This window comes from Aquitalea aquatica, assembly GCF_013911085.1.
GTDB lineage: Bacteria > Pseudomonadota > Gammaproteobacteria > Burkholderiales > Chromobacteriaceae > Aquitalea > Aquitalea aquatica.
Map to the genome: position 1 here is coordinate 13,573 of NZ_JACERN010000040.1, position 21,603 is coordinate 35,175.

General features: G+C 61.0%; 20 protein-coding genes. 10 read left to right on the forward strand and 10 right to left on the reverse strand.

The features are described 5' to 3' along the window. The first annotated feature begins 13 nt into the window (after positions 1-13). Positions 14-1,306 (forward strand): MgtC/SapB family protein, encoded by a 1,293-nt coding sequence (locus tag H2Z84_RS16905; protein WP_181836991.1) that lies wholly within the window; start codon positions 14-16, stop codon positions 1,304-1,306. Here H2Z84_RS16905 and H2Z84_RS16910 read toward each other — a convergent pair. Together H2Z84_RS16910 and H2Z84_RS16915 are read right to left on the reverse strand one after the other, a co-directional pair. Next, positions 1,303-1,968 carry a class I SAM-dependent methyltransferase gene (locus tag H2Z84_RS16910; RefSeq protein ID WP_181836992.1) on the reverse strand — a complete coding sequence of 222 codons (666 nt, stop codon included), beginning with the start codon at positions 1,966-1,968 and terminating at the stop codon, positions 1,303-1,305. The genes H2Z84_RS16905 and H2Z84_RS16910 overlap by 4 nt on opposite strands. A 224-nt stretch (positions 1,969-2,192) precedes the next feature. Further along, a complete protein-coding gene (locus tag H2Z84_RS16915; RefSeq protein ID WP_181836993.1) occupies positions 2,193-2,990 on the reverse strand; it encodes an alpha/beta fold hydrolase in 798 nt (265 codons plus the stop codon). Between the two features lie 151 nt (positions 2,991-3,141). On the opposite strand from H2Z84_RS16915, the gene dsbD reads away from it, so the two are divergent. Both dsbD and H2Z84_RS16925 read left to right on the forward strand, forming a co-directional pair. After that, positions 3,142-4,917 (forward strand): protein-disulfide reductase DsbD, encoded by a 1,776-nt coding sequence (gene dsbD, locus H2Z84_RS16920; RefSeq protein ID WP_181836994.1) that lies wholly within the window; start codon positions 3,142-3,144, stop codon positions 4,915-4,917. Between the two features lie 126 nt (positions 4,918-5,043). Beyond that, a complete protein-coding gene (locus tag H2Z84_RS16925) occupies positions 5,044-6,156 on the forward strand; it encodes an AI-2E family transporter (RefSeq protein WP_181836995.1) in 1,113 nt (370 codons plus the stop codon). A 74-nt stretch (positions 6,157-6,230) separates the two neighbouring features. On the opposite strand, the gene H2Z84_RS16930 is transcribed toward H2Z84_RS16925, so the two are convergent. Together H2Z84_RS16930 and H2Z84_RS16935 are read right to left on the reverse strand one after the other, a co-directional pair. After that, complete coding sequence (locus H2Z84_RS16930; protein WP_181836996.1) at positions 6,231-7,418, reverse strand: acetyl-CoA C-acyltransferase; 1,188 nt, start codon at positions 7,416-7,418, stop codon at positions 6,231-6,233. A 51-nt stretch (positions 7,419-7,469) separates the two neighbouring features. Beyond that, a complete protein-coding gene (locus H2Z84_RS16935) occupies positions 7,470-7,853 on the reverse strand; it encodes a MerR family transcriptional regulator (protein ID WP_181836997.1) in 384 nt (127 codons plus the stop codon). A 157-nt stretch (positions 7,854-8,010) separates the two neighbouring features. Between H2Z84_RS16935 and H2Z84_RS16940 the strand changes: the two genes are divergently transcribed. From H2Z84_RS16940 to H2Z84_RS16970, 7 genes are all read left to right on the forward strand, one after another. Next, positions 8,011-8,862 (forward strand): 3-hydroxybutyryl-CoA dehydrogenase, encoded by an 852-nt coding sequence (locus H2Z84_RS16940; protein WP_181836998.1) that lies wholly within the window; start codon positions 8,011-8,013, stop codon positions 8,860-8,862. Positions 8,863-8,907: 45 nt separating this feature from the next. Continuing rightward, positions 8,908-10,410 carry a CoA-acylating methylmalonate-semialdehyde dehydrogenase gene (locus tag H2Z84_RS16945; RefSeq protein WP_181836999.1) on the forward strand — a complete coding sequence of 501 codons (1,503 nt, stop codon included), beginning with the start codon at positions 8,908-8,910 and terminating at the stop codon, positions 10,408-10,410. Between the two features lie 100 nt (positions 10,411-10,510). After that, positions 10,511-11,671 (forward strand): acyl-CoA dehydrogenase family protein, encoded by a 1,161-nt coding sequence (locus H2Z84_RS16950; protein WP_181837000.1) that lies wholly within the window; start codon positions 10,511-10,513, stop codon positions 11,669-11,671. Between the two features lie 89 nt (positions 11,672-11,760). After that, the gene (locus tag H2Z84_RS16955; RefSeq protein WP_178972804.1) at positions 11,761-12,543 is read left to right on the forward strand and encodes an enoyl-CoA hydratase; all 783 of its coding nucleotides are present in this window, start codon (positions 11,761-11,763) and stop codon (positions 12,541-12,543) included. Next, positions 12,528-13,676 carry an enoyl-CoA hydratase/isomerase family protein gene (locus H2Z84_RS16960; protein ID WP_258869455.1) on the forward strand — a complete coding sequence of 383 codons (1,149 nt, stop codon included), beginning with the start codon at positions 12,528-12,530 and terminating at the stop codon, positions 13,674-13,676. The genes H2Z84_RS16955 and H2Z84_RS16960 overlap by 16 nt, the downstream gene beginning before the upstream one ends. 24 nt (positions 13,677-13,700) lie before the next feature. Continuing rightward, complete coding sequence (mmsB, locus tag H2Z84_RS16965; RefSeq protein ID WP_181837001.1) at positions 13,701-14,591, forward strand: 3-hydroxyisobutyrate dehydrogenase; 891 nt, start codon at positions 13,701-13,703, stop codon at positions 14,589-14,591. Between the two features lie 169 nt (positions 14,592-14,760). Further along, complete coding sequence (locus tag H2Z84_RS16970; protein ID WP_181837002.1) at positions 14,761-15,852, forward strand: polyamine ABC transporter substrate-binding protein; 1,092 nt, start codon at positions 14,761-14,763, stop codon at positions 15,850-15,852. 66 nt (positions 15,853-15,918) lie between these two features. Here H2Z84_RS16970 and H2Z84_RS16975 read toward each other — a convergent pair whose 3' ends face one another. Genes H2Z84_RS16975 through H2Z84_RS17000 form a run of 6 tightly spaced genes read right to left on the reverse strand, consistent with a single transcriptional unit; the run spans position 15,919 to position 21,015 of the window. After that, positions 15,919-16,671 carry a competence/damage-inducible protein A gene (locus tag H2Z84_RS16975; RefSeq protein ID WP_181837003.1) on the reverse strand — a complete coding sequence of 251 codons (753 nt, stop codon included), beginning with the start codon at positions 16,669-16,671 and terminating at the stop codon, positions 15,919-15,921. 17 nt (positions 16,672-16,688) lie between these two features. After that, positions 16,689-17,489 (reverse strand): YdcF family protein, encoded by an 801-nt coding sequence (locus tag H2Z84_RS16980; RefSeq protein ID WP_181837004.1) that lies wholly within the window; start codon positions 17,487-17,489, stop codon positions 16,689-16,691. A 15-nt stretch (positions 17,490-17,504) separates the two neighbouring features. Beyond that, entirely contained in the window at positions 17,505-18,215 is a 711-nt protein-coding gene (locus H2Z84_RS16985; RefSeq protein ID WP_181837005.1) for an ABC transporter ATP-binding protein, read from the reverse strand. Continuing rightward, positions 18,212-18,982 carry an ABC transporter ATP-binding protein gene (locus tag H2Z84_RS16990; protein WP_181837006.1) on the reverse strand — a complete coding sequence of 257 codons (771 nt, stop codon included), beginning with the start codon at positions 18,980-18,982 and terminating at the stop codon, positions 18,212-18,214. The genes H2Z84_RS16985 and H2Z84_RS16990 overlap by 4 nt, the downstream gene beginning before the upstream one ends. A gap of 3 nt (positions 18,983-18,985) precedes the next feature. Next, a complete protein-coding gene (locus tag H2Z84_RS16995) occupies positions 18,986-20,068 on the reverse strand; it encodes an ABC transporter permease subunit (RefSeq protein ID WP_124643645.1) in 1,083 nt (360 codons plus the stop codon). A gap of 17 nt (positions 20,069-20,085) precedes the next feature. Then, positions 20,086-21,015, reverse strand: a complete 930-nt coding sequence (locus H2Z84_RS17000) for a branched-chain amino acid ABC transporter permease (protein WP_181837007.1) — start codon at positions 21,013-21,015, stop codon at positions 20,086-20,088. Between the last annotated feature and the right edge of the window lie 588 nt (positions 21,016-21,603).

The window sequence follows — 21,603 nt, forward strand, 5'->3', positions numbered from 1 at the left end:
AGGAGAGGCAGTCATGGGCGGTATTGATCTGGCGGCATGGCTGAATCTCAAGGGCAGCCCGTTCGAGGCGCTGCCGCTGTTTGTCACCAGCCTGGCCATCGGCCTGCTGATGGGGGTGGAGCGTGAACGCAAGCACCGCACCCTGGCCGGCATCCGTACCTTTCCGCTGACCTCCATCCTCGGCACCTTAACCGCCATGCTGGATGCACCCAGCCACGGTGTGCTGCTGCAAACCGTAGGCCTGCTGGCCGTGGCCAGCTTTGGCTTCCTGCCCGAACGCAGCGGCGAACCGGACAAAACCGAGCCACGCACCACCACGGTGGCCTCGCTGCTGGTGATCTACTGCCTGGGTGCCCTGGTATGGCATGGCTTTGGCGGGGTGGCCGTGGCAGTCGGCATCGTCACCACCGGCCTGCTCTATCTGAAACCGGAACTATCCGGCATCACCCACAAGCTGGAGCGGCGCGACCTGCTGTCGCTGCTGCAGTTTGCCGCCCTGTCTTTCATCGTGCTGCCACTGCTGCCCAACCGGACCTTCGGCCCCTATCAGGCAGTCAATCCGCACCAGGTATGGCTGATGGTGACGCTGATTGTCGGCATCAGCCTGTCCGGCTACCTGGCAGTGAAGTTGCTGGGGCAGAAAGTGGGCGGCCCGTTGCTAGGCATTCTGGGTGGCCTGGTGTCTTCCACCGCCACCAGCCTGATCTACGCCCGCGAGGCCCGTGCCAATCCGCGGTCCATCCAGCTGGCCACCGCCGTCATCCTGCTGGCTAATCTGGTGCTGTTCGTGCGGTTGCTGCTGCTGGCCGCCGTGGTGCAAACCAGCGTGCTGCCGGCAGTGGCATGGGTGCTGGTACCGGGCCTGCTGTGCGGACTGAGCACCGCCCTGTGGCAGTTGCGCCAGCACAATAACGGCCAGCCACAACCAGACCTGCAACTGAGCAATCCCTCAGAAATGAAACTGGCACTGGGGTTTGGGGCCATGTTTGCACTGGTGATGTTCTGCGCCGCCTGGCTGAATGCCGAATTCGGCAGCAAGGGTGTGTATGTGGTAGCGCTGATTTCCGGCCTGAACGATGTAGATGCCATCTCGCTCACCGCCTTCAACCTGTTCGGTGAAAACCGCTTGGATGGCCAGCAAGTGGCCACCACGCTGGTGCTGGCCATTACCGCCAACAACACCTTCAAGTTTGGCCTGATCGCCAGCCTGGGCGGTGCCACGCTGGCCCGGCGCTGCCTGCCCACCCTGCTGGCCGCCAGCGCCGGCATGCTGGCCGGGCTGCTGGTGCTGGGCTGGGGCAGTTAGGCCGCCATCCTCTGGCGCGACAGGCGCACGATGCAGCCTTTGTAAGCCTCGCCGCTTTCCATCTTGCCCGGTGCCCGCTGGCTGTCAAAGCCATAACCCAGCGTGGCCATTTCTCGGCAAAAGCCTGCACGATTACCACGATCAGGGTCGACGATGATCACCTCGGCCGCACTATTGGCGTGGCTGTCGATGAAGTGTGCCAGCTGACCCGGCTGCTGGCGTTCGTACAGTACGTCGCTGCCGATGATCAGGTCAAAGCGCCCCAGTGCCGGATTACTGCCACTCCAGTCGCCCGCCTGGTATTCCAGCGGCGACAAATGATTGAGCAACAGGTTTTCCCGCAGAAAGTCCGGGCTGCGCGGATGCCAGTCGGTGACGGTGACATCGCCATCACGGCGGTGCACCACCATGCTGGCCAGCGCCAGCCCTGCGCCAATTTCCAGCACGCGCAGGCCGGCCAGCGGCTCGCTGCTCATCAGCAGGGCCAGTACGCGGGCCGATGGCCACAGCAGGCCAAACAAGGACCAGCTGGCTGGCGAAATGCCGCGCTGCTCAGCCTCGCCCAACGGGTCGGCATATTGCTGGGAATCCAACAGGGAACGAATGAAATAATCGGTGCCACCAACGGACACCGTTTGCTGCTTGGTCAGATAGCCGGGCATGCCGGGACGCCTTTACAGGAAGGAAACTGGATTGCACTGCAGGAAACGTTCTGATCGAACGGGCAGTCGCTTCCAGAATCACTCAGGCAAGGGGCATGCGGGGACGAAAAGGCAGTCGGACACCGCGAACCCGTCATGGCTGCGCGGCTAAAACCGTGTTCAGGGTAACATCTGCCCTGCCCGCCTGCTCATTTTTGTGTGCTGCAACAATGCAGTAGCAGGCTTCAGGCCACAGGCAATAGCTGCGTCAGTGCATGGCGGATGCTTGCGGCGGTTTGCAGTGGATGTTCCAGCGGAAACAGGTGGCTGCCTTGCTGCTGGTGCAGCTGCATGGCGAAATGCTGCTGCATGAAGCGGATGTCCGCCGCACGCACCACATCGGATTGTGTCCCGGCAATAAAGGCCGTCGGCACCGCAAGCCGGCCACGATGGCGCGGAAAATCATGCGGCAGGCCGCAGTAGATCTGATGTTCGATCTGCGGACGAAACTTCAGCTGACGGCCACCCTGGCCATTGTCCAGCGTGCCATGCCGGGCATAATCGGCCAGGCAGTCCGGATCAAACCGGGCGAAAGCCGGCTTGCGGGCAAAGTAGTCCTGCACCATGTCCACGCTGGCCCAGTTATCACGCCGGCGCAGGGTGTTGCCACCTGGCGTGACACGGTCGATAAAGCCCAGTTTCTTGGCCAGCCAGATACCCAGCGAACGGCGCGGCCCCATCAGCGGCGAATCCAGAATCACCAGGGCCTTGAACAGTTCCGGCCGCCTGAGCGCCGCGTAAAACAGCAGGAAACCGCCCAGCGAATGGCCGACGCCGATAACCGGCGTGGCATAATGCTGCCCGACATGCTGGATGAGCTCCTCCACCAGATACGGCCAGCAATCGGTGACCGGAAAGCGCGGATCATGACCGATGGTATCCTGCCAGCCCAATTCGTAGTCGGTAGCCAGCGCGCCAAGCAGCTTGCCATAGACCGTGGCCGGGAAACTATTGGCATGCGCAAAATGAATGATGTCCGGCATGATGTGATGTTTCGCCCATATTATGTTGTTGTGGGTCGATACTACCGTAAAATGGCGGCTGCCCCGCCCGTGTGCGCAACTTGCTGCAGGGTGGCAGGAACCCGGCAGCTGCCTGCTGGTCAACCCTTGCTCTACCAAACTGAACGCCGCCATGCCCCAGTCTCTGCTCCGCCTGTTTTCTCCCTTGCTGCGCCTGCTAGCCCTGATAAGCCTGCTTGGCAGCAGCCTGCCAGCGCTGGCGATCAACCAGGAAGACCTGCTGCCTCCGGAAAAAGCCTTTGCCGTCAGTGTGGAGCGCCAGGCCGACCACTTGCTGCTGCAACTAACTGTGGCCGACAACTATTATGTCTACCGCGACCGGCTCTCCTTCAGCACCGAACCGGCGAGCCTTACCGGTCTGCCGCAGCTGCCGGCGGGCAAGGAAAAACACGATCCCTTTTTCGGCAAGCAGGTGATCTACCTGGGCAAGCAGCTGATCAAGCTGCCGCTGACTGCCGGCGCGCCGGCGCGCTTCCAGCTGAATGTCAAACTGCAAGGCTGCTCCACCGCTGGCGTGTGTTACCCGCCCTATACCCATCATCTGAATATCGACAGCTATGGCAGCGCCCAGAATGGTGGCGACTGGCTAACGGCTGCCACGCCGGGAAAGCCGGCGGGTAGCAGCGGCAATCTGGCAGCCAAAGGCTGGCTGGCCACGCTGGGCAGCTTCCTGCTGGCTGGTATCGGCATGGCCTTTACTGCCTGCATGTATCCGCTGCTACCCATTGTTTCCTCGCTGATTGCCGGTGAAGGCCAGCACATCACCCGCCGGCGCGGCTTCTGGCTGTCGCTGACTTATGTGCAGGGCCTGGCGCTCAGCTATACCGTCATTGGCGTGATCGCCGGACTGACCGGCTCGCTACTCACCGTCTGGCTGCAACAGCCGGCAGTCATCCTGACAGCCAGCGTGCTGATGGTGGTATTTGCGCTGTCGATGTTTGATCTGTACACCATCCAGTTGCCATCGGCACTGCAGTCGCGGCTGGCCGATGCCTCCAATCGCCTGTCCGGCGGCAAGCTGGCCACGGTATTCGGCATGGGGGTGCTGTCCGCGCTGATCATCGGCCCCTGTGTCGCTCCGCCACTGGCGCTGGCGCTGGGCTATATCGGCAGTACCGGCGATGCCGTGCTGGGCGGTGCGGCGCTGTATGCCATGGCACTGGGGCTGGGCCTGCCCTTGCTGCTGATCGGCACCTTTGGTGGCCATGTGCTGCCGCGTGCCGGCGGCTGGATGAAAGCAGTCAAGGCCAGTTTCGGCGTGCTGATGCTGGGCCTCGCCATCTGGATGGCCAGCCCCTTCCTGCCGGCCAGCCTGGTGCTGCTGCTGTGGGCTGCGCTGTGCGTGGGCTGCGCGGTGTTTCTCAAGGCATTCGAAACCCTGCCCGGCAATGCCCATATCAGCCACAAGCTGGCCAAGGGACTGGGGCTGCTGCTGTTTCTGGTGGGTGCGGCCCAGTTGGCCGGTGCGCTGGCAGGCGAATCCGATCCGCGCTATCCGCTGAAATGGTTGGCCGGCAACAAGGCCCAGGCCGGCGTCAGCCAGGCCATGCATTTTGGCCCGGTCAATGACAGCGCCAGCCTGGATGCCGCGCTGGCCGAGGCCCGCGCCCAGGGCAAACCGCTATTGCTGGATTTCTACGCCGACTGGTGTGTGTCGTGCAAGGAAATGGAAAGCGACACTTTCCCCGCCCCTGCGGTGGCAGCCAAGCTGCAAGGCTATGTGCTGTTGCGTGCCGATGTCACCGCCAACCTGCCGGCCCACCAGGCCCTGCTCAAACGCTTTGGCCTGTTTGGCCCACCCGGCATCATCCTGTTTGACAGCAAGGGCCAGGAACGCGATCGCATCATCGGCTTTACTCCGGCAGCCGACTTCACCGCCCGCCTGTAATCCGGGCCGCACCCGCCGCCTGCACGCTGACTGCAGGCGGCCCGTCATACCGGTTGCATGATTTTCCCGCTACAATCTGGCTCGCGCAGCCAGAGACGCTGCCTTCACTGCCAAACGGACGCATCCATGACCCAAAAGCCCTTCCCCAGCATCAGTGTGATGGCCGTATTGCGCATCGCCGTGATGGGCCTGCTCATCCTGTCCTGCATCAAGGTGATCCAGCCCTTTCTGGGAGCACTGACCTGGGCCGCCATCATCGCCATTTCAGCCTGGCCGCTGTTTACCCGCCTGCGCCTGCGCCTGAATGGTCGCGCCAAGCTGGCCGCCATCCTGATTGTCGGTGGACTGTCACTGACCCTGGCCATTCCCATCGGGCTGATGGCGCTGACGCTGGCCGATACCATCCCGCAGCTCACCAATATGTCGCGTGATCTCACCAGCTTTCATCTGCCGGATGCGCCAAACTGGGTCAGCACGCTGCCGCTGGCCGGCGACAGCCTGCACAAGTTCTGGCTGAGCGTGCAGGCCGACCTGCCGGGCTTCATCGAAAAAATCCGCCCGGCCATCAACAAGGCGGCGCTGTGGGCGCTGGAAGGCGGCGCGTCGGCCAGCCTCAGCATGCTGGAAATCGTGCTGGCCATCGTCATCGCCGGCCTGTTGCTGATCAATGGCGACAAGCTGTGGGATGGGGCCGAACTGGCTATCAGCAAGCTGGGCGGTGCCACCGCCGACGAACTGCCAGAAGTCATCGCCCGCACCATCCGCAGCGTCACCACCGGCGTGGTGGGCACCGCCCTGGCGCAGACCGTGCTGTGCGTGATCGGCCTGCTGATTGCCGGGGTGCCCGGTGCGCTGGTACTGGGCTTTCTCTGCTTCATCGTGGCCGTAGCCCAGCTGCCCACGCTGCTGATCTGGCTGCCGGCTGCGCTGTGGGTGTTCTACACCGGCCAGACCGGGCTGGGCATCTTCCTGCTGGTGTGGGGTTTCCTGCTGGTCAACACCATCGACAACGTGCTCAAGCCGCTGCTGATCAGCCAGGGCGCGCAAATGCCGCTGTCCATCATTTTCATGGGGGTGATCGGCGGCCTGCTGGCCTGGGGCCTGCTGGGCCTGTTCATCGGCCCCACCCTGCTGGCGGTGGGCTTTACCCTGTTCCAGCACTGGCTGCGCCCGGAAAACTACCCGCTAGAAGATGAGGCAGCCAACCAGCCTTGCGTTGAGCCGGAACAGCACGTCTGATCCACCGGGTCCTCTCTCTATGTAATAAAAAAGCGCCTGAACGGCGCTTTTTTATTTTCTCCGGTACCGATGGTTTATAGCAGTTCAAGCGCCACCGCCGTGGCCTCGCCACCACCGATGCACAGGCTGGCCACACCACGCTTGCCACTATGCTGACGCAGAGCCGACAGCAACGTCACCATCACCCGCGCTCCGGATGCGCCGATGGGGTGGCCCAGCGCGCAGGCACCACCATGCACATTCACCTTGGCATGCGGTAGTTGCAGATCATGCATGGCCGCCATGGTGACCACGGCAAAAGCTTCGTTGATTTCGAACAGGTCGACATCGCCCACCGTCCAGCCCGTTTTGGCCAGCAGCTTGCGGATGGCCCCCACCGGCGCAGTGGTAAACAGCCCCGGTTCCTGCGCATGGGTGGCATGGGCCAGCAGCCGCGCCAGCGGTTGGAGCCCACGGCGTTCGGCTTCACTTTCGGTCATCAACACCAGCGCAGCGGCACCATCGGAAATGGAGCTGGAATTGGCTGCGGTCACCGTGCCGTCCTTGCTGAACGCTGGCTTGAGGCTGGCAATCTTGTCGAGGCGGGCCTTGAGTGGCTGCTCGTCGATATCCAGCGCCTGCTCGCCGGTTTTTCCCGTCACCACCACCGGGGTGATTTCCTCGCGGAAGCGTCCAGCGGCAATCGCCTCCTGTGCACGAGTGAGCGAGGCGATGGCAAAGGCGTCCTGCGCCTCGCGGCTGAAACCATACTCACCAGCACAGTTTTCGGCAAACACTCCCATCAGCTTGCCCTTGTCGTAGGCATCTTCCAGCCCGTCCAGGAACATGTGGTCCTTGATCTCGCCATGCCCCAGTCGCAGGCCGCCGCGCGCCTTGGGAATCAGATAGGGCGAATTGCTCATGCTCTCCATACCGCCAGCCACCATCACGCGGGCTGAACCGGCCAGCAGCAGGTCGTGCGCCAGCATGGCGGCTTTCATGCCAGAGCCGCACATCTTGTTGATGGTGGTGCAGCCAGCGGCCAGCGGCAGGCCGGCGCCCAGCGCGGCCTGACGGGCCGGGGCCTGACCCTGGCCGGCGGGCAGCACGCAGCCCATGATCACTTCTTCGACATCCTCGGCAGCCACACCCGCCCGCTCCACCGCGGTACGAATGGCTGCAGCACCCAGCTGGCTGGCGCTCTGCCCGGCAAACATGCCCTGAAAACCGCCCATGGCGGTGCGGGCCATGCCCACAATCACAATCGACTCTTGCTGTTGCATCTGCGTTTTCCTTCCTGAAAGGCTTGCTTGCCCGGCTAATGTCTTCTGTCTTCAAGATGCCTGTTTGCCCAGTGCCTTCTCGCACTGGCTGCGGATCTGGCCGATCTCGCCCAGCACCACCCTGATGTCATCCAGTTGTTCCTGCAATTGCTGTTCCTTGCGGCTGAGGATGCGGATGAATTCGCGCAGCTGCGGTTCGTCGTTGCTGGCGGCATCGTACAAATCAAACAGCTCGCGGATTTCCAGCAAGGACAGGCCGATGCGCTTGCCACGCAAAATCAACATCAGCCGCACCCGGTCGCGCCGGCTGTAGATGCGGCGCTGCCCTGCCCGCTGCGGTTCCAGCAAACCCTGGTCTTCGTAAAAGCGGATGGTGCGCGTGGTGACATCAAATTCGCGCGCCAGCTCGCTGATGCTAAAAGTATGTTCGGCCATCTGCCGCTTCCCTGTTGTTGTTTTGGCCCTGCATAAAGCCGTGGACAAGGGCGGAATGCGCCACTGCCCTGCTTTCTCTTCCCTGATGGCTGATTGTTGATTGACGTTGACGTAAACGTCAAGTTATTGTGATAAAAACAACGCAGGAGAAGCACAGATGAGCATCCTCAACATCGCCGTCGTCGGTGCCGGCACCATGGGCAACGGCATTGCCCAGGTTTTCGCCATGCATGGCTTTGACGTGAAACTGGCCGACGTCAGTGAACCTGCCCTGCACAAGGGGCTGGCCGCCATCCGCAACAGCTTGGCGCGCATGGCCAAGAAAGGCAGTATTGCCGAAGCGGACATCGCCGGCATTCTGGCGCGCATCCACCCCACCACCCTGCTGGCCGAGCTGGCCGACCGCGACCTGGTGGTGGAAGCCGCCACCGAAAACCCGGCGATCAAGGAGTCCATCTTCCGCGAGCTGGGCAGCGTGGTGCGGCCGGATGCCATTCTGGCCACCAACACCTCGTCCATCTCGCTCACCCGCATTGCCGCCTGGGTGCCCCAGCCGGAACGCGTGGTGGGCATGCATTTCATGAACCCGGTGCCCTTGATGCAGCTGGTGGAAATCATCCGCGCCATCCAGACCGCCGACCACACCTACCAGAAGGTATTCGAGCTGGCGGTGGCACTGGGCAAAACCCCGGTGACGGTAAAAGACGGCCCGGGCTTTGTTTCCAACCGCATCCTGATGCCGATGATCAACGAAGCCGCCTTTGCCCTGTTCGAAAACCTGGCCACGGCGGAAGACATCGACACCGTGATGAAGCTGGGCATGAACCACCCCATCGGCCCACTAGCGCTGGCCGACCTGATTGGCCTCGATACCTGCCTGTCCATCATGGACATCCTGCATACCGAGTTTCGTGACAGCAAATACCGCGCCTGCCCGCTGCTGGTACAGCTGGTGGCGGCCGGGCAGCTGGGCCGCAAGAGCGGCAAGGGTTTTTATCACTACGACTGACATACCAAGACGGCACACACGCCGCCAAGCACAGGAGAGTTGCAGATGAAACAGGCTGTTCCCAGCGTCAAGCTGTTGATCAACGGTGAATTTGTCGAATCGCACAGTCAACAGTGGCGCGACATCATCAACCCGGCCACGCAAGAAGTGCTGGCACGGGTGCCGATGGCCACCGCAGAAGAAGTGCAAGCCGCTGTCGCCAGCGCCAAGACAGCCTTCGCCAGCTGGAAGAAAACCCCCATCGGCAGCCGCGCGCGGATTTTCCTCAAGTACCAGCAACTGATCCGCGAGCACATGAAGGAACTGGCCTCCCTGCTGACGGCAGAACAGGGCAAAACCCTGGCCGATGCCGAGGGCGATATCTTCCGTGGTCTGGAAGTGGTGGAACACGCCGCCAGCATTGGCAATCTGCAACTGGGTGAATACGCCGAAAACGTGGCCGGAGGCGTGGATACTTACACCGTGCAACAGCCACTGGGCGTGTGTGCCGGCATCACCCCCTTCAACTTCCCGGCCATGATTCCGCTGTGGATGTTCCCGATGGCCATTTCCACCGGCAATACCTTTGTACTGAAACCGTCCGAACAGGACCCGATGGTGACCATGCGACTGGTGGAACTGGCCTTGCAGGCTGGCATCCCGGCTGGGGTACTGAATGTGGTGCATGGCGGCGAAGCGGTGGTGAATGCCATTTGCGACCACCCGGATATCAAGGCCATCTCTTTTGTCGGCTCCAGCCGCGTCGGCACCCACGTCTACAACCGCGCCAGCCTGGCCGGCAAACGTGTGCAATGCATGATGGGAGCCAAGAACCACGCCATCGTGCTGCCGGATGCCAACAAGGAACAGGCGCTGAACCAGCTGACCGGCGCGGCATTCGGCGCAGCAGGCCAGCGCTGCATGGCGCTGAGCGTGGCGGTGCTGGTGGGTGAAGCGCGCAACTGGATTCCAGACCTGGTGGCCAAGGCCAAGTCCCTGCGCGTGGGCGCAGGCAAGGACAATCCGGACCTGGGCCCGCTGATTTCCTGCGCGGCCCGTGAGCGGGTGACTACCTTAATTGCCAAGGGCGTGGCTGAAGGCGCGGTGCTGGAGCTGGATGGCCGGGAAGTGCAAGTGGATGGCTACCCGGACGGCAACTTTGTCGGCCCCAGCATTTTCTCGGGCGTTAGCACCGACATGGCCATCTATCAGCAGGAAATCTTCGGCCCGGTGCTGTGCCTGCTGGCCGTGGACACGCTGGAAGAGGCCATTGCCATCATCAATGCCAACCCCAATGGCAACGGCACCGCCATCTTCACCCAGAGCGGGGCAGCGGCACGGCGCTTCCAAGAAGACATCGATGTCGGTCAGGTCGGCATCAATGTGCCGATTCCGGTGCCGGTGCCACTGTTCAGCTTTACCGGCTCGCGCGGCTCCAAGCTGGGCGACCTCGGCCCCTACGGCAAGCAGGTCATCCTGTTTTACACCCAGACCAAAACCGTCACCAGCCGCTGGTTCGACGACGAGGCCAGCAGCGGCAAGGTGCACACCACCATTTCGCTGCGCTGAGTTGCGCTGATCAAGGCAGACCGATTCACGTCAGATAAAACAAGACAGCAGCAGGCCGCTCTCCCCCACCGGCCCGGCTGCTGCAAGAGGAGAAACCGACATGGACTTTGCACTCAACGAACAGCAACTGGCCTTCCAAGACAGCGCGCGCGACTTTGCCGTCAGCCGTCTGGCACCGTTTGCCGCCGAATGGGACCTGGAAGAAACCTTTCCGCTGGATACCATCCGCGAAGCCGGCGACATGGGCTTTCTTGGCCTGTACACCCCGGAAAGCTACGGTGGGCTGGGACTGTCGCGGCTGGATTCAGCCATCGTGTTTGAAGAACTGGCCGCCGGCTGCACCTCCACCGCCGCCTATCTCACCATCCACAATATGGTGAGCTGGATGATTGCCAGCTTCGGCAGCGCCACGCTGGCCGGGGAATGGGTGCCGCGCATGGTCAGCGGCGAGCTCTTGGGCAGCTATTGCCTGACCGAGCCGGGTGCCGGCTCCGATGCGGCCTCGCTCAAGACCCGCGCCGACAAACAGGGCGAAGTCTATGTGCTGAATGGCAGCAAGATGTTCATCTCCGGCGCGGGCAGCACCGATGTGCTGGTGGTGATGGCCCGTACCGGCGGCCCCGGCCCCAAGGGTGTATCGGCCTTTGTGCTGCCCGCCAATGCGCCCGGCGTGCAGTACGGCAAGAAGGAAAAGAAAATGGGCTGGAACAGCCAGCCTACCCGCGCCATCACTTTCGACAATGTCGAAATTCCGGCAGGCAACCTGCTGGGCGAGGAAGGCATGGGTTTTACCTATGCCATGAAGGGGCTGGATGGCGGCCGCATCAATATCGCCACCTGCGCGGTTGGCACCGCCCAGGCCGCACTGAATGCCGCCCAGCGCTATGTGCAGGAGCGGCAACAGTTTGGCCAGCCACTGGCCGACTTCCAGACCGTGCAATTCCGCCTAGCCGACATGCTGACCGAGCTGGTAGCCGCCCGCCAGATGGTACGTCTGGCAGCGTTCAAGCTGGACAGCGGCAGCACCGACGCCAGCGCCTACTGCGCCATGGCCAAGCGCTTTGCCACCGATCTGTCATTCAATGTCGCCAATAATGCCTTGCAGCTGTTTGGCGGCTATGGCTATCTGAAGGACTTCCCACTGGAACGCCATGTACGCGATGCCCGCGTGCACCAGATCCTGGAAGGCACCAACGAGGTGATGCGCATGATCGTCGCCCGACAGTTGCTGAAGGACGGCGCGCTGGAAAACCTGCGCTAAGACCCGGCACGCTACGCTATTTTGTTAACCGCGCTGAGTAGAGGTCGCGATTAGCAAATACAGACTGAACCACATTCAAAGGCAGCCACATGAATACTTACGCTCATCTGGACGTGAACCTCATCGGCCACACCGCCCAGGTCACCATCGACAACCCGCCAGCCAATACCTGGAACCGCGCCAGCCTGAACGCGCTCAAGCAATTGGTGGCAGACCTGAACGCGGACGACAACATCTACGCACTGGTGATCACCGGCAGCGGCAGCAAGTTCTTTTCCGCCGGGGCCGACCTCAACCTGTTTGCCGACGGCAACAAGCTGGTGGCCACCGAAATGACCATGCTGTTCGGCGAAGCCTTCGAGGCGCTGGCGGCCTTCCGCGGCGTCAGCATTGCCGCCATCAACGGCTATGCCATGGGTGGCGGGCTGGAATGCGCGCTGGCCTGCGACATCCGCATTGCCGAAGTGCAGGCACAAATGGCGCTGCCGGAAGCTGCGGTCGGCCTGCTGCCCTGCGCCGGCGGTACCCAGCAGCTGCCGTGGCTGGTGGGCGAAGGCTGGGCCAAGCGCATGATTCTGTGTGGCGAGCGGGTGGATGCCGACACCGCCGAGCGCATCGGCCTGGTAGAAGAAGTGGTCGGCCAGGGCCAGGCGCTGGAAGCCGCGCTCAAGCTGGCGGAAAAAGTGGCACGCCAGTCGCCCTCCTCGGTCAAGGTGTGCAAGCAGCTGGTACAGCGCGCACGCATCGAGCCGCCCGGCTATAACCTGATTCACGAGCGTGAGCAGTTCATCAAGCTGTTCGACACCGCCGACCAGCAGGAAGGTGTGCAGGCCTTTCTGGCCAAGCGCAGCCCGCAATGGCACAACCGCTGACAGGAGCCGCCATGCACGATGCCGTGTTGTTTGAAGAATGCCGCTGTGCCGATGGCAAGCGCCTCGGCATTGCCACCCTCAACAGCGAAAAGTCGCTGAACGCGCTGACGCTGGAGATGATTCGTCTGCTGCAGCCACAGCTGGCCAGCTGGGAAGCCGACCCGGACATCGCCGCCGTACTGCTGCGCGGTGCCGGGGAGAAAGCCTTCTGCGCCGGTGGCGATGTGCGCGCCCTACGGGATGCGCTGCTGAGCGACGACAGCCACCCACAGCCGCAGGCGCTAGACTTCTTCCGCGAAGAATACACGCTGGACTACCACATCCACTGCTATGCCAAGCCTCTCATCGTATGGGGTCACGGCATCGTGATGGGTGGCGGGCTGGGGCTGATGGCCGGAGCCAGCCACCGCGTGGCCACCAGCGCCACCCGCATTGCCATGCCGGAAATCACCATCGGCCTGTATCCGGATGTGGCCGGCAGCTGGTTTCTGCAACGCATGCCCGCCCGCGTCGGCCTGTTCCTCGGCCTGACCGGCGCGCCGCTCAATGCGCACGATGCGCTGATCTGCAATCTGGCCGACCACGTGCTGGCCAGCGATGCCTGGCCGCAGCTGCTGGAGCAGTTGCAACAACAATACTGGGATGCCGATGCAGCCACCCGAAACGCCCAGGTTTCCGCCCTGCTCAGCCAGCTGGAACAAGCGGCGCGCAGCAGCCTGCCACCATCCAATGTGCTGCCCAACCTGCTGACCATCCATCAACTGATGACCCAGGGCGATCTGGCCAGCGTGGCCGACAGCCTGAGCACGCAGCAGTTCGACAACGACTGGCTGGCCAGTGCGGCGAAAAACTTCTGCCACGGCTGCCCGGTGTCCGCCGCCGTGACCTGGGAAATCTTCCAGCGCGCCCGCCATCTGTCACTGGCCGAAGCGCTGCGCATGGAGCTGATCCTGTCGCTCAACTTCTGCCACAAACCGGACTTCCGTGAAGGCGTGCGCGCGCTGCTGGTGGACAAGGACAGGCAGCCGCAATGGCACTACCGCCAACTGGCCGACATCCCGCAGGACTGGGTGGACAACCACTTTGTGGCACCGTGGCCGGCCGATCAGCACCCTTTGGCCTCGCTGCCTTAAGTACAAGAAAAGAGGAGAGACGCAATGACACACATCGCCTTCATCGGCCTGGGCAATATGGGCGGGCCAATGGCGCTCAATCTGGTGGCCAAGGGTTTTAGCGTTGCCGCTTTCGATTTATCAGCCGAGGCACTGGCCAGGCTGCAAGCAGCCGGTGCCCGTGCCGCCAGCAGCGCGCTGGATGCCGTGCAAGGGGCCAGCGTGGTGATTTCCATGCTGCCGGCCGGCAAGCATGTACAGGCGCTGTATCTGGGCGAGCAAGGGCTATTTGCCAGCCTGCCCAAGGGTACGCTGGTGATTGACTGCAGCACCATTGCCGCCAGCGATGCGCGCAAGGTGGCCGATGCTGCCGCTGCAGCTGGCCTGCGCATGCTGGATGCGCCGGTGTCCGGTGGTACTGCCGGGGCCGCTGCCGGCACGCTCACTTTCATCGTTGGCGGAGCCGAGACAGACCTGGCCGAAGCACGCCCGCTGCTGGAGGCTATGGGCAAGAACATCTTCCACGCTGGCGGCAACGGCGCGGGCCAGACGGCGAAAATCTGCAACAACATGCTGCTGGGCATTCTGATGGCGGGCACTGCCGAAGCGCTGGCGCTGGGGGTGAAAAACGGGCTGGACCCGAAAGTCCTGTCGGACATCATGAGCAAAAGCTCTGGCCGCAACTGGGCGCTGGAGCTATACAACCCGTGGCCGGGGGTGATGGAAAGCGCACCAGCCAGCCGTGGCTATAGCGGTGGTTTCATGACCGCACTGATGCTGAAAGACCTGGGCCTGGCCGAAACCACCGCGCTGGACAGCCATGCCGCCACGCCGCTGGGCACGCTGGCGCGCAATCTGTACGAAAGCCATGCAGCAGCCGGTCACGGTCAGCTGGATTTTTCCAGCATCCTGCAATATTTCCACCCGCAAGACTGAAGCCGTTTTCTTGTCTGTCCCTGCCTGGCCTACTGCCGGGCTTTTTCATGCCTGTACTTCTCGCCTCAGGGCCATTCGACCTGTTGCAACACGGTGGCGGAAACCTAGCGCTTGGCAGCTAGTCCAATGGCCTTCATGACGACGTATTCAACCGCTCAGGAAAACAGCCATGAAAACCAGAAAACTGCTTGCCTCCGCCCTGCTGCTGGCCGCCGCCAGCCAGGCATCCAGCGCCGCCGGGGTGCTGAATGTCTACAACTGGTCCGACTACATCGCCAAGGACACCATCCCCGGCTTTGAAAAACAGACCAGCATCAAGGTGCGCTACGACAACTACGACAGCAATGAAACCCTGCAATCCAAGCTGCTGACCGGCAGCTCCGGCTACGACATCGTCACCCCCACCTCGGACTTTATGGCCAAGCAAATCCAGGCCGGGGCCTTCCAGAAGCTGGACAAGAGCAAGCTACCCAATCTGCGCAACCTGGACCCGGCACTGATGGCCAAGATAGCCGGCGCCGACCCGGGCAATCTGTACGGCGTACCCTGGGCCTACGGCACCGACGGCCTGGGCTACAACCTGACCAAGGTGCAGCCGCTATTGGGCAAGGACACCGCGCTGGACGACTGGGACAATCTGTTCAACCCGCAAAAAGCGGCGAAACTGAAAGGCTGCGGCATTTCGGTGCTGGACGATGCCAAGGCGGTGTTTGCCACCACCCTGCACTACCTGGGCAAGTCTCCCAGCAGCCGCAACCCGGCCGACTACCAGGCTGCCTTCCAGACCCTGCAAAAGATCCGCCCCTATATCAAGCGCTTCAGCTCCTCCGGCTATATCAACGAGCTGGCCAATGGCGACATCTGCATGGTGCTGGGCTACTCGGGTGACGTGGTGATCGCCAAGACGCGCGCGACCGAGGCCAAACGCCCTTATCAACTGGCTTATTACATTCCCAAAACCGGTGCCCCGCTGTGGTTTGACGTGATGGTGATTCCCAAGGGGGCCAAGAATGTCGATTCCGCCCTGCAATGGATCAACTACATGCAGACCCCGCAAGTGAATGCCGGCATCACCAATACCGTGTTCTACCCCACCGCCAATGCCGCAGCGCGCAAGTTCGTGAAACCGGAGATTGCCAACGACCCGGCCATCTACCCACCAGCAGCGCTCATCAACAAGCTATTCCTGCTGGAGCCACTGCCGGCCGATATCATGCGCCTGCAAAACCGCTTGTGGACGCAGTTGAAAACCGGGCGCTGATCAGCCAGGTCCAGCAAAAACAAAAAGGGGCATAAAGCCCCTTTTTTAGTGGTGTCGCTCACCAGCTCAAACGCGTTCCTGCAAGGTATAGCCCGCCGCCGTCAACGCCTTGCGCCATTCCGTGACAGCAATGTCCACCAGCTGGCGCTGGCCGGTAAAGCCGAAGTCGATATGCATCTGCGGGATGGTGTCATTGCCAAAACTGGGCAGGCTGGACAGCTTGAGGGCAGGATAGCGCTGGCTGAAATCCTGCATCAGGGTAATCAGGTCACCCTCGCGCGCATTCAGCGCAATCACCCCGGCTTCCACGTCCGGGCTGTCATTGAACAGATGACGGTACTGTTCATCCAGCACCCATTCGATCATCGGCCAGGCCATGGCCGGGAAGCCCGGCACGAAATGCACATCGCCATGCGAGAAACCGGCAATCTGGTTCACCGGGTTAGGGATGATGTGGCTGCCCTGCGGAAACTTCGCCATATTGATGCGGTGCGGATAGGCATCCGCACCAAAGCGCGCCTCGATCAGCGCACCCGCCTCCGGGTGGACCTCCAGTTCCAGACCCAAGGCCTGGGCCGCGCAAGCGCGGGTGTGATCGTCTGGCGTCGCCCCGATGCCGCCAAAGCTGAACACCACATCGCCACCGGCAAAAGCACGCTCCAGCGTGGCACGGATGCGGGCCGGATCATCCCCGACATAGTCAGCCCATGCCAGGCTCAGGCCGCGTGCCGCCAGAATACGGATCAAGGCTTGCAGATGCTTGTCCTGACGCTTGCCGGACAGCAGTTCGTCACCAATGATGATGGCACCGATTTTCACGCACTCACCTCGTCAAATCAGGGCTGCGCAGCGGGCTGATCCGCTAGGCCATGCAGCCAGCCGCGCGCCTTGTAGAAAAAAATCCCCAGCCACTCGCGCAAGGCAGAGTGGCATTCCTGCATGGCCCGCCCGGTAGGCAGATACCAGGCTAGTCCTCCGCCATCATAGCGGACAAAGCCGGTGGGTGCGGGTAACACTTGCAAGCCTTCGGCAGTAAAAAATGGCAAGGCACGGCGCAGATGCCAGCCCTGGCTCACCAGCACGATACGCCCGATGCCATCCTTTTTCAGCAGGCGGGCACTGAAGCGGGCATTTTCCAGCGTGGTGTTGGACTGCATCTCTACCCAGCGTACCGGCAGGCCGTAGTCCTGCTGCAGGGTACGTGCCATGACCTCGCCTTCCGGCTCGCCGCCCAGCGGGGAACCGCCGGTCACCAGCAGCGGTAACTGGCTGCGACGGGCCAGCCAGGCGGCATAGCGCAGACGGCTGAGGGTGTCGGCTGCAGGTTCATTACGGCCGTACTCGGGTGCCGGCTTCTTGCCGCCCCCCAGTACCACGATGGCCTGAGCCTGCTGTAATTGTGCCTGTGTGATCGGCGGATACTGTTCGAGCCCGGCACTCAGCCACATGGCCGTGCGGGGGATGGACAGGCCATAGGCCAGAAACAGGCCGCCCAGCAGCAGCAGCCAGCCGACGACCGGGCGCGGGCGCAATAGCAGCGCGCCGGCCAGTAGCGGTAGGATGAATAGCAGCGGCGGCAATAAAAAGGCCCCGAAGAGCTGGTGGACCAGTACTTCGGGGCTAATCGTTGCTGTCATTGAAGACTCGTTTGCTTACTCGCCGAGGTAGGCGTTACGCACGCGTTCGTCGTCGAGCAGTTCGCGCGCCGGGCCACCCATGGTGATACGGCCGCTTTCCATCACATAACCGCGCTGGGACACTTCCAGTGCCAGTTTGGCGTTCTGCTCTACCAGCAGCATGGTCACACCTTCCTTGGCAATCATCTGGATGATTTCGAAAATCTTTTCCACGATGATCGGTGCCAGACCCATGGACGGCTCGTCCAGCAGCAAAAGCTTGGGCTTGGACAGCATGGCACGGCCCATGGCCACCATTTGCTGCTCACCGCCGGACAGGGTGCCGGCCAGCTGCTTGAAACGCTCTTTCAGACGCGGGAACAGCTCGTATACGCGTTCGATTTCGCTTTGGATGGCAGCGGTATCATTGCGGTAGTAGGCACCCATTTGCAGGTTTTCTTCCACCGTCAGCTTGCTGAAAATGCCGCGACCTTCCGGCACCATCACCAGGCCATGACGCACATAGTCGTAGGAGGGAATGGTTCCGTTGAGCTTGCCATCGTAGCTGATGCTGCCACCGGAAGGCTTGACCATGCCGATCAGGGTTTTCAGGGTGGTGGTCTTGCCGGCACCGTTGGCACCGATCAGGGTCACCAGTTCGCCCTGGTCAATATGGAAATCGATCCCTTTGACAGCCTGAATGCCGCCGTAGGCCACTTGCAGGTTTTTAACTTCTAAGAGACTCATGCGTGTGCCGCTCCCAAATAAGCCTCAATCACTTTCGGGTTTCTGCGTACTTCTTCCGGGATGCCTTCAGCAATTTTCTTGCCGTAGTCCAGCACCGCGATACGGTCACACAGGCCCATCATGAGCTTGACGTCGTGTTCAATCAGCAAAACCGTGGTGCCGCTCTTGGCAATCTTGCTCATCAGATCCTTGAGCGACTCGGTTTCGCGCGGGTTCATACCGGCAGCCGGTTCGTCCAGTGCCAGCAGCTTGGGCTCGGTAGCCAGCGCACGGGCAATTTCCAGACGGCGCTGGTGGCCGTAGGACAGGTTGCGGGCACGCTCGTTGGCCACATCGGCAATGCCGACATACTCCAGCAGTTCCCAAGCCTTGTCGGCAATCGACTGTTCTTCGGCACGGGTACGGCGATCTCGCAATACCGCGCCCAGCGCACCGGCCTTGGAACGGATGTGGCGACCCACCATCACGTTTTCCAGCGCAGTCATTTCCGCAAACAGGCGAATGTTCTGGAAGGTACGGGCAATACCGGCTTCCACCACGATATGCGGCTTGGCCTGGAACAGGTTCTTGCCATCGAAGGTGAAGGAGCCTTCGTCAGGTACATACAACCCGGTCAGTACGTTGAACAGAGTAGTCTTGCCGGCGCCGTTCGGACCGATCAGGCCGTAGATCTCACCCTTGTTGATGGTGAGGCCGACACCGCTCAGCGCGTGCAAGCCACCAAAACGCTTGTTGATGCCTTCGATTTTCAGCAGTACTTCAGCCATGACTTAACCTTTCTGCGCCGCCGCGTCTTTGGCGTCCTTGAACTCAGCCTTGCGGCGTTTGGACGGCAGCATGCCTTCCGGACGAACCAGCATCATCACCACCATGGCAATGCCGAACAGCAGCATGCGGGCATTTTCCGGATCGATCAGCATGCGACCCATGGTCTTCATCTGCAGCGGGCCAATCACATCACGCAGGATTTCCGGCGCAATGGTCAGCACGACAGCACCCAGGATCACACCGGCGATATTACCCATGCCGCCCAGAACAATCATGGCCAGGATCATGATGGACTCCAGCAAGCTGAAGGATTCCGGCGAGACAAAACCCTGAAAGGCAGAAAACAGGCCACCAGCTACACCACCAGACAGCGCGCCCAGTGCAAAGGCCAGCAGCTTGATGTTGCGAATGTTGATACCCATGGCGGAAGCCGCCACCTGGTCTTCACGCAGTGCCACCCAGGCACGGCCGATACGGGAGTGCTGCAGGCGGGAAGCCATGATCACCACCAGCACGGTCAGCGCCAGGAACAGATAGTAGTACAGGTAAACCGGCGGCAGATTCAGGCCGAACAGGCTGATCGGGGTACCCAGATCGACACCCGCCACATGGATGGGGTCGATCAGGTTGATACCTTGCGGGCCGTTGGTGATATTGATCGGCGCATTCAGGTTGTTCATGAAAATACGGACGATTTCACCAAAGCCCAGCGTCACGATGGCCAGATAGTCACCCTTCAGGCGCAGCACCGGGGTACCGAGCAGAACCCCGAAGAAGGCAGCAAACAGCGCGCCCAACGGAATGGTGACATAGAACGGCCAGTGAATGCCGAAGTGCGGCGAACTCAGCAGTGCATAAGTGTAAGCACCCACTGCGTAGAAGGCGATGAAGCCCAAGTCGAGCAGACCGGCAAAGCCCACCACGATATTAAGGCCCAGTGCCAGCATCACGTACAGCAGCGCAAAGTCGACGATACGTACCCAGGAATTACCCAGTGCACCACCTACCACAAACGGCAGGACACACAGGGCAATACCGCAGGCAATAAACAGCCCGAGTTTTTTGGAATCGAGTGCCTTGGTCATATTATTTCTCCCCCAGATCAGGCACGGTCAGCCATCTTTTCGCCCAGCAAGCCGGACGGACGGAAAATCAGCACCAGAATCAGCACCATGAAGGCAAAGATGTCCTGGTAGTTGGAACCCAGGAAGCCGCCGGTCAGCTGACCGATATAGCCAGCACCCAGGCTTTCGATGATGCCCAGCAGAATGCCACCAGCTACCGCACCACCCAGGTTACCAATACCACCCAGCACCGCAGCGGTAAATGCCTTCAGGCCGATCATGAAGCCCATATAGTAGTGAGCTTGCGAATAGTTGGTTGCTACCATCACACCGGCAATCGCGCCCAGGCCAGAACCCAGCATGAAGGTGGCGGAGATGATGGTGTTGACATTGACACCCATCAGGCCAGCCACAGTCGGATTCTGACTGGTGGCACGCATGGCACGGCCCAGCTTGGTTTTTTCAACCATCACCAGCAAGCCCGCCATCAATACCACGCACAGCACCACGATCATGACCTGCAACTTGGTGATGCTGGCACCCATGATACTGACGGTGTCGGAATTGAGAAGGTCAGGGAAAGGAATGTAGTTGCGGCCCCAGATCAGGATGGCCACCTGCTGCAGCGTGATGGACAGGCCGATTGCGGTAATCAGCGGGGCCAGACGTTGTGCGCCACGCAGCGGACGGTAGGCCACCCGCTCAATGACGAAGCCCAGCAAGGCACATGCCGGAATGGCGACCAGTGTACCGATCAGTACGATTGCCCAGCCCGGCAGGTCTACACCGGAATGCGTCAGCATAGAGACAACGGTAATACATACCATGGCACCAAACATCACGACTTCGCCATGGGCGAAGTTGATGAGCCCCATGATCCCGTACACCATGGTGTAACCCAGCGCGATCAGCGCATAGATACTACCAAGTACCAGACCATTGAGGATCTGTTGGATAAAAATGTCCACGTGGGAGATCTCCTTTGATTAAACGACCCAGCAGCTTGTAGGGCTTACCCTCTTCTTATGCCACCTGTAGTTGTATAGCCTGTCGTATTGAACCATTTTTCTGGTTTCTGTCTGACAGCCGCACGGATTATGCGTGTGGATTCAATCGACTGTCAATCTTAAAAACCGGCAAAAAACAGCTAAAAAGCAAATCATTTAAAAACTTTGCATGTTGTTGATTTTATTGAGTTTTTTCAGACAATAACGCTGCGCTGCAGCAAGATAAAATTGGATATCTTCGCTACGCTGCGTCACACCTGCCCAAGCATGCATTTTCACATTTTTGACATGTTTCCCCTTGATATTTTTCGTTTACGAAAAGATATGTTCATTCGCATTCCAAAGTGAACATAGAATTTTCGCAGCCATTCGAATGTATACAATCTTCGGGATACAATCCAAAGCATTACACTAAGGCATAGCTGACGAGAAAATTCTCATGGCTGCGCACGTATCCTGATGAATCAATCCCGATAAAACCCACTCCATGTCCCCCTAGAGCAAAACTCGGGCCAGATTTTTGCGCTGAAAAAGCCCTACCCCGCCCCA

Coding starts and splice junctions, on each gene's coding strand:
- mmsB (WP_181837001.1), top strand. CDS start 13,701: ATGACACACATCGCCTTCATCGGCCTGGGCAATATGGGCGGGCCAATG.
- H2Z84_RS16945 (WP_181836999.1), top strand. CDS start 8,908: ATGAAACAGGCTGTTCCCAGCGTCAAGCTGTTGATCAACGGTGAATTT.
- H2Z84_RS16910 (WP_181836992.1), bottom strand. CDS start 1,968: ATGCCCGGCTATCTGACCAAGCAGCAAACGGTGTCCGTTGGTGGCACC.
- H2Z84_RS16955 (WP_178972804.1), top strand. CDS start 11,761: ATGAATACTTACGCTCATCTGGACGTGAACCTCATCGGCCACACCGCC.
- H2Z84_RS16985 (WP_181837005.1), bottom strand. CDS start 18,215: ATGAGTCTCTTAGAAGTTAAAAACCTGCAAGTGGCCTACGGCGGCATT.
- H2Z84_RS16940 (WP_181836998.1), top strand. CDS start 8,011: ATGAGCATCCTCAACATCGCCGTCGTCGGTGCCGGCACCATGGGCAAC.
- H2Z84_RS16990 (WP_181837006.1), bottom strand. CDS start 18,982: ATGGCTGAAGTACTGCTGAAAATCGAAGGCATCAACAAGCGTTTTGGT.
- H2Z84_RS16915 (WP_181836993.1), bottom strand. CDS start 2,990: ATGCCGGACATCATTCATTTTGCGCATGCCAATAGTTTCCCGGCCACG.
- H2Z84_RS16960 (WP_258869455.1), top strand. CDS start 12,528: ATGGCACAACCGCTGACAGGAGCCGCCATGCACGATGCCGTGTTGTTT.
- H2Z84_RS16935 (WP_181836997.1), bottom strand. CDS start 7,853: ATGGCCGAACATACTTTTAGCATCAGCGAGCTGGCGCGCGAATTTGAT.
- H2Z84_RS16995 (WP_124643645.1), bottom strand. CDS start 20,068: ATGACCAAGGCACTCGATTCCAAAAAACTCGGGCTGTTTATTGCCTGC.
- H2Z84_RS16925 (WP_181836995.1), top strand. CDS start 5,044: ATGACCCAAAAGCCCTTCCCCAGCATCAGTGTGATGGCCGTATTGCGC.
- H2Z84_RS16970 (WP_181837002.1), top strand. CDS start 14,761: ATGAAAACCAGAAAACTGCTTGCCTCCGCCCTGCTGCTGGCCGCCGCC.
- dsbD (WP_181836994.1), top strand. CDS start 3,142: ATGCCCCAGTCTCTGCTCCGCCTGTTTTCTCCCTTGCTGCGCCTGCTA.
- H2Z84_RS16930 (WP_181836996.1), bottom strand. CDS start 7,418: ATGCAACAGCAAGAGTCGATTGTGATTGTGGGCATGGCCCGCACCGCC.
- H2Z84_RS16950 (WP_181837000.1), top strand. CDS start 10,511: ATGGACTTTGCACTCAACGAACAGCAACTGGCCTTCCAAGACAGCGCG.
- H2Z84_RS16905 (WP_181836991.1), top strand. CDS start 14: ATGGGCGGTATTGATCTGGCGGCATGGCTGAATCTCAAGGGCAGCCCG.
- H2Z84_RS16980 (WP_181837004.1), bottom strand. CDS start 17,489: ATGACAGCAACGATTAGCCCCGAAGTACTGGTCCACCAGCTCTTCGGG.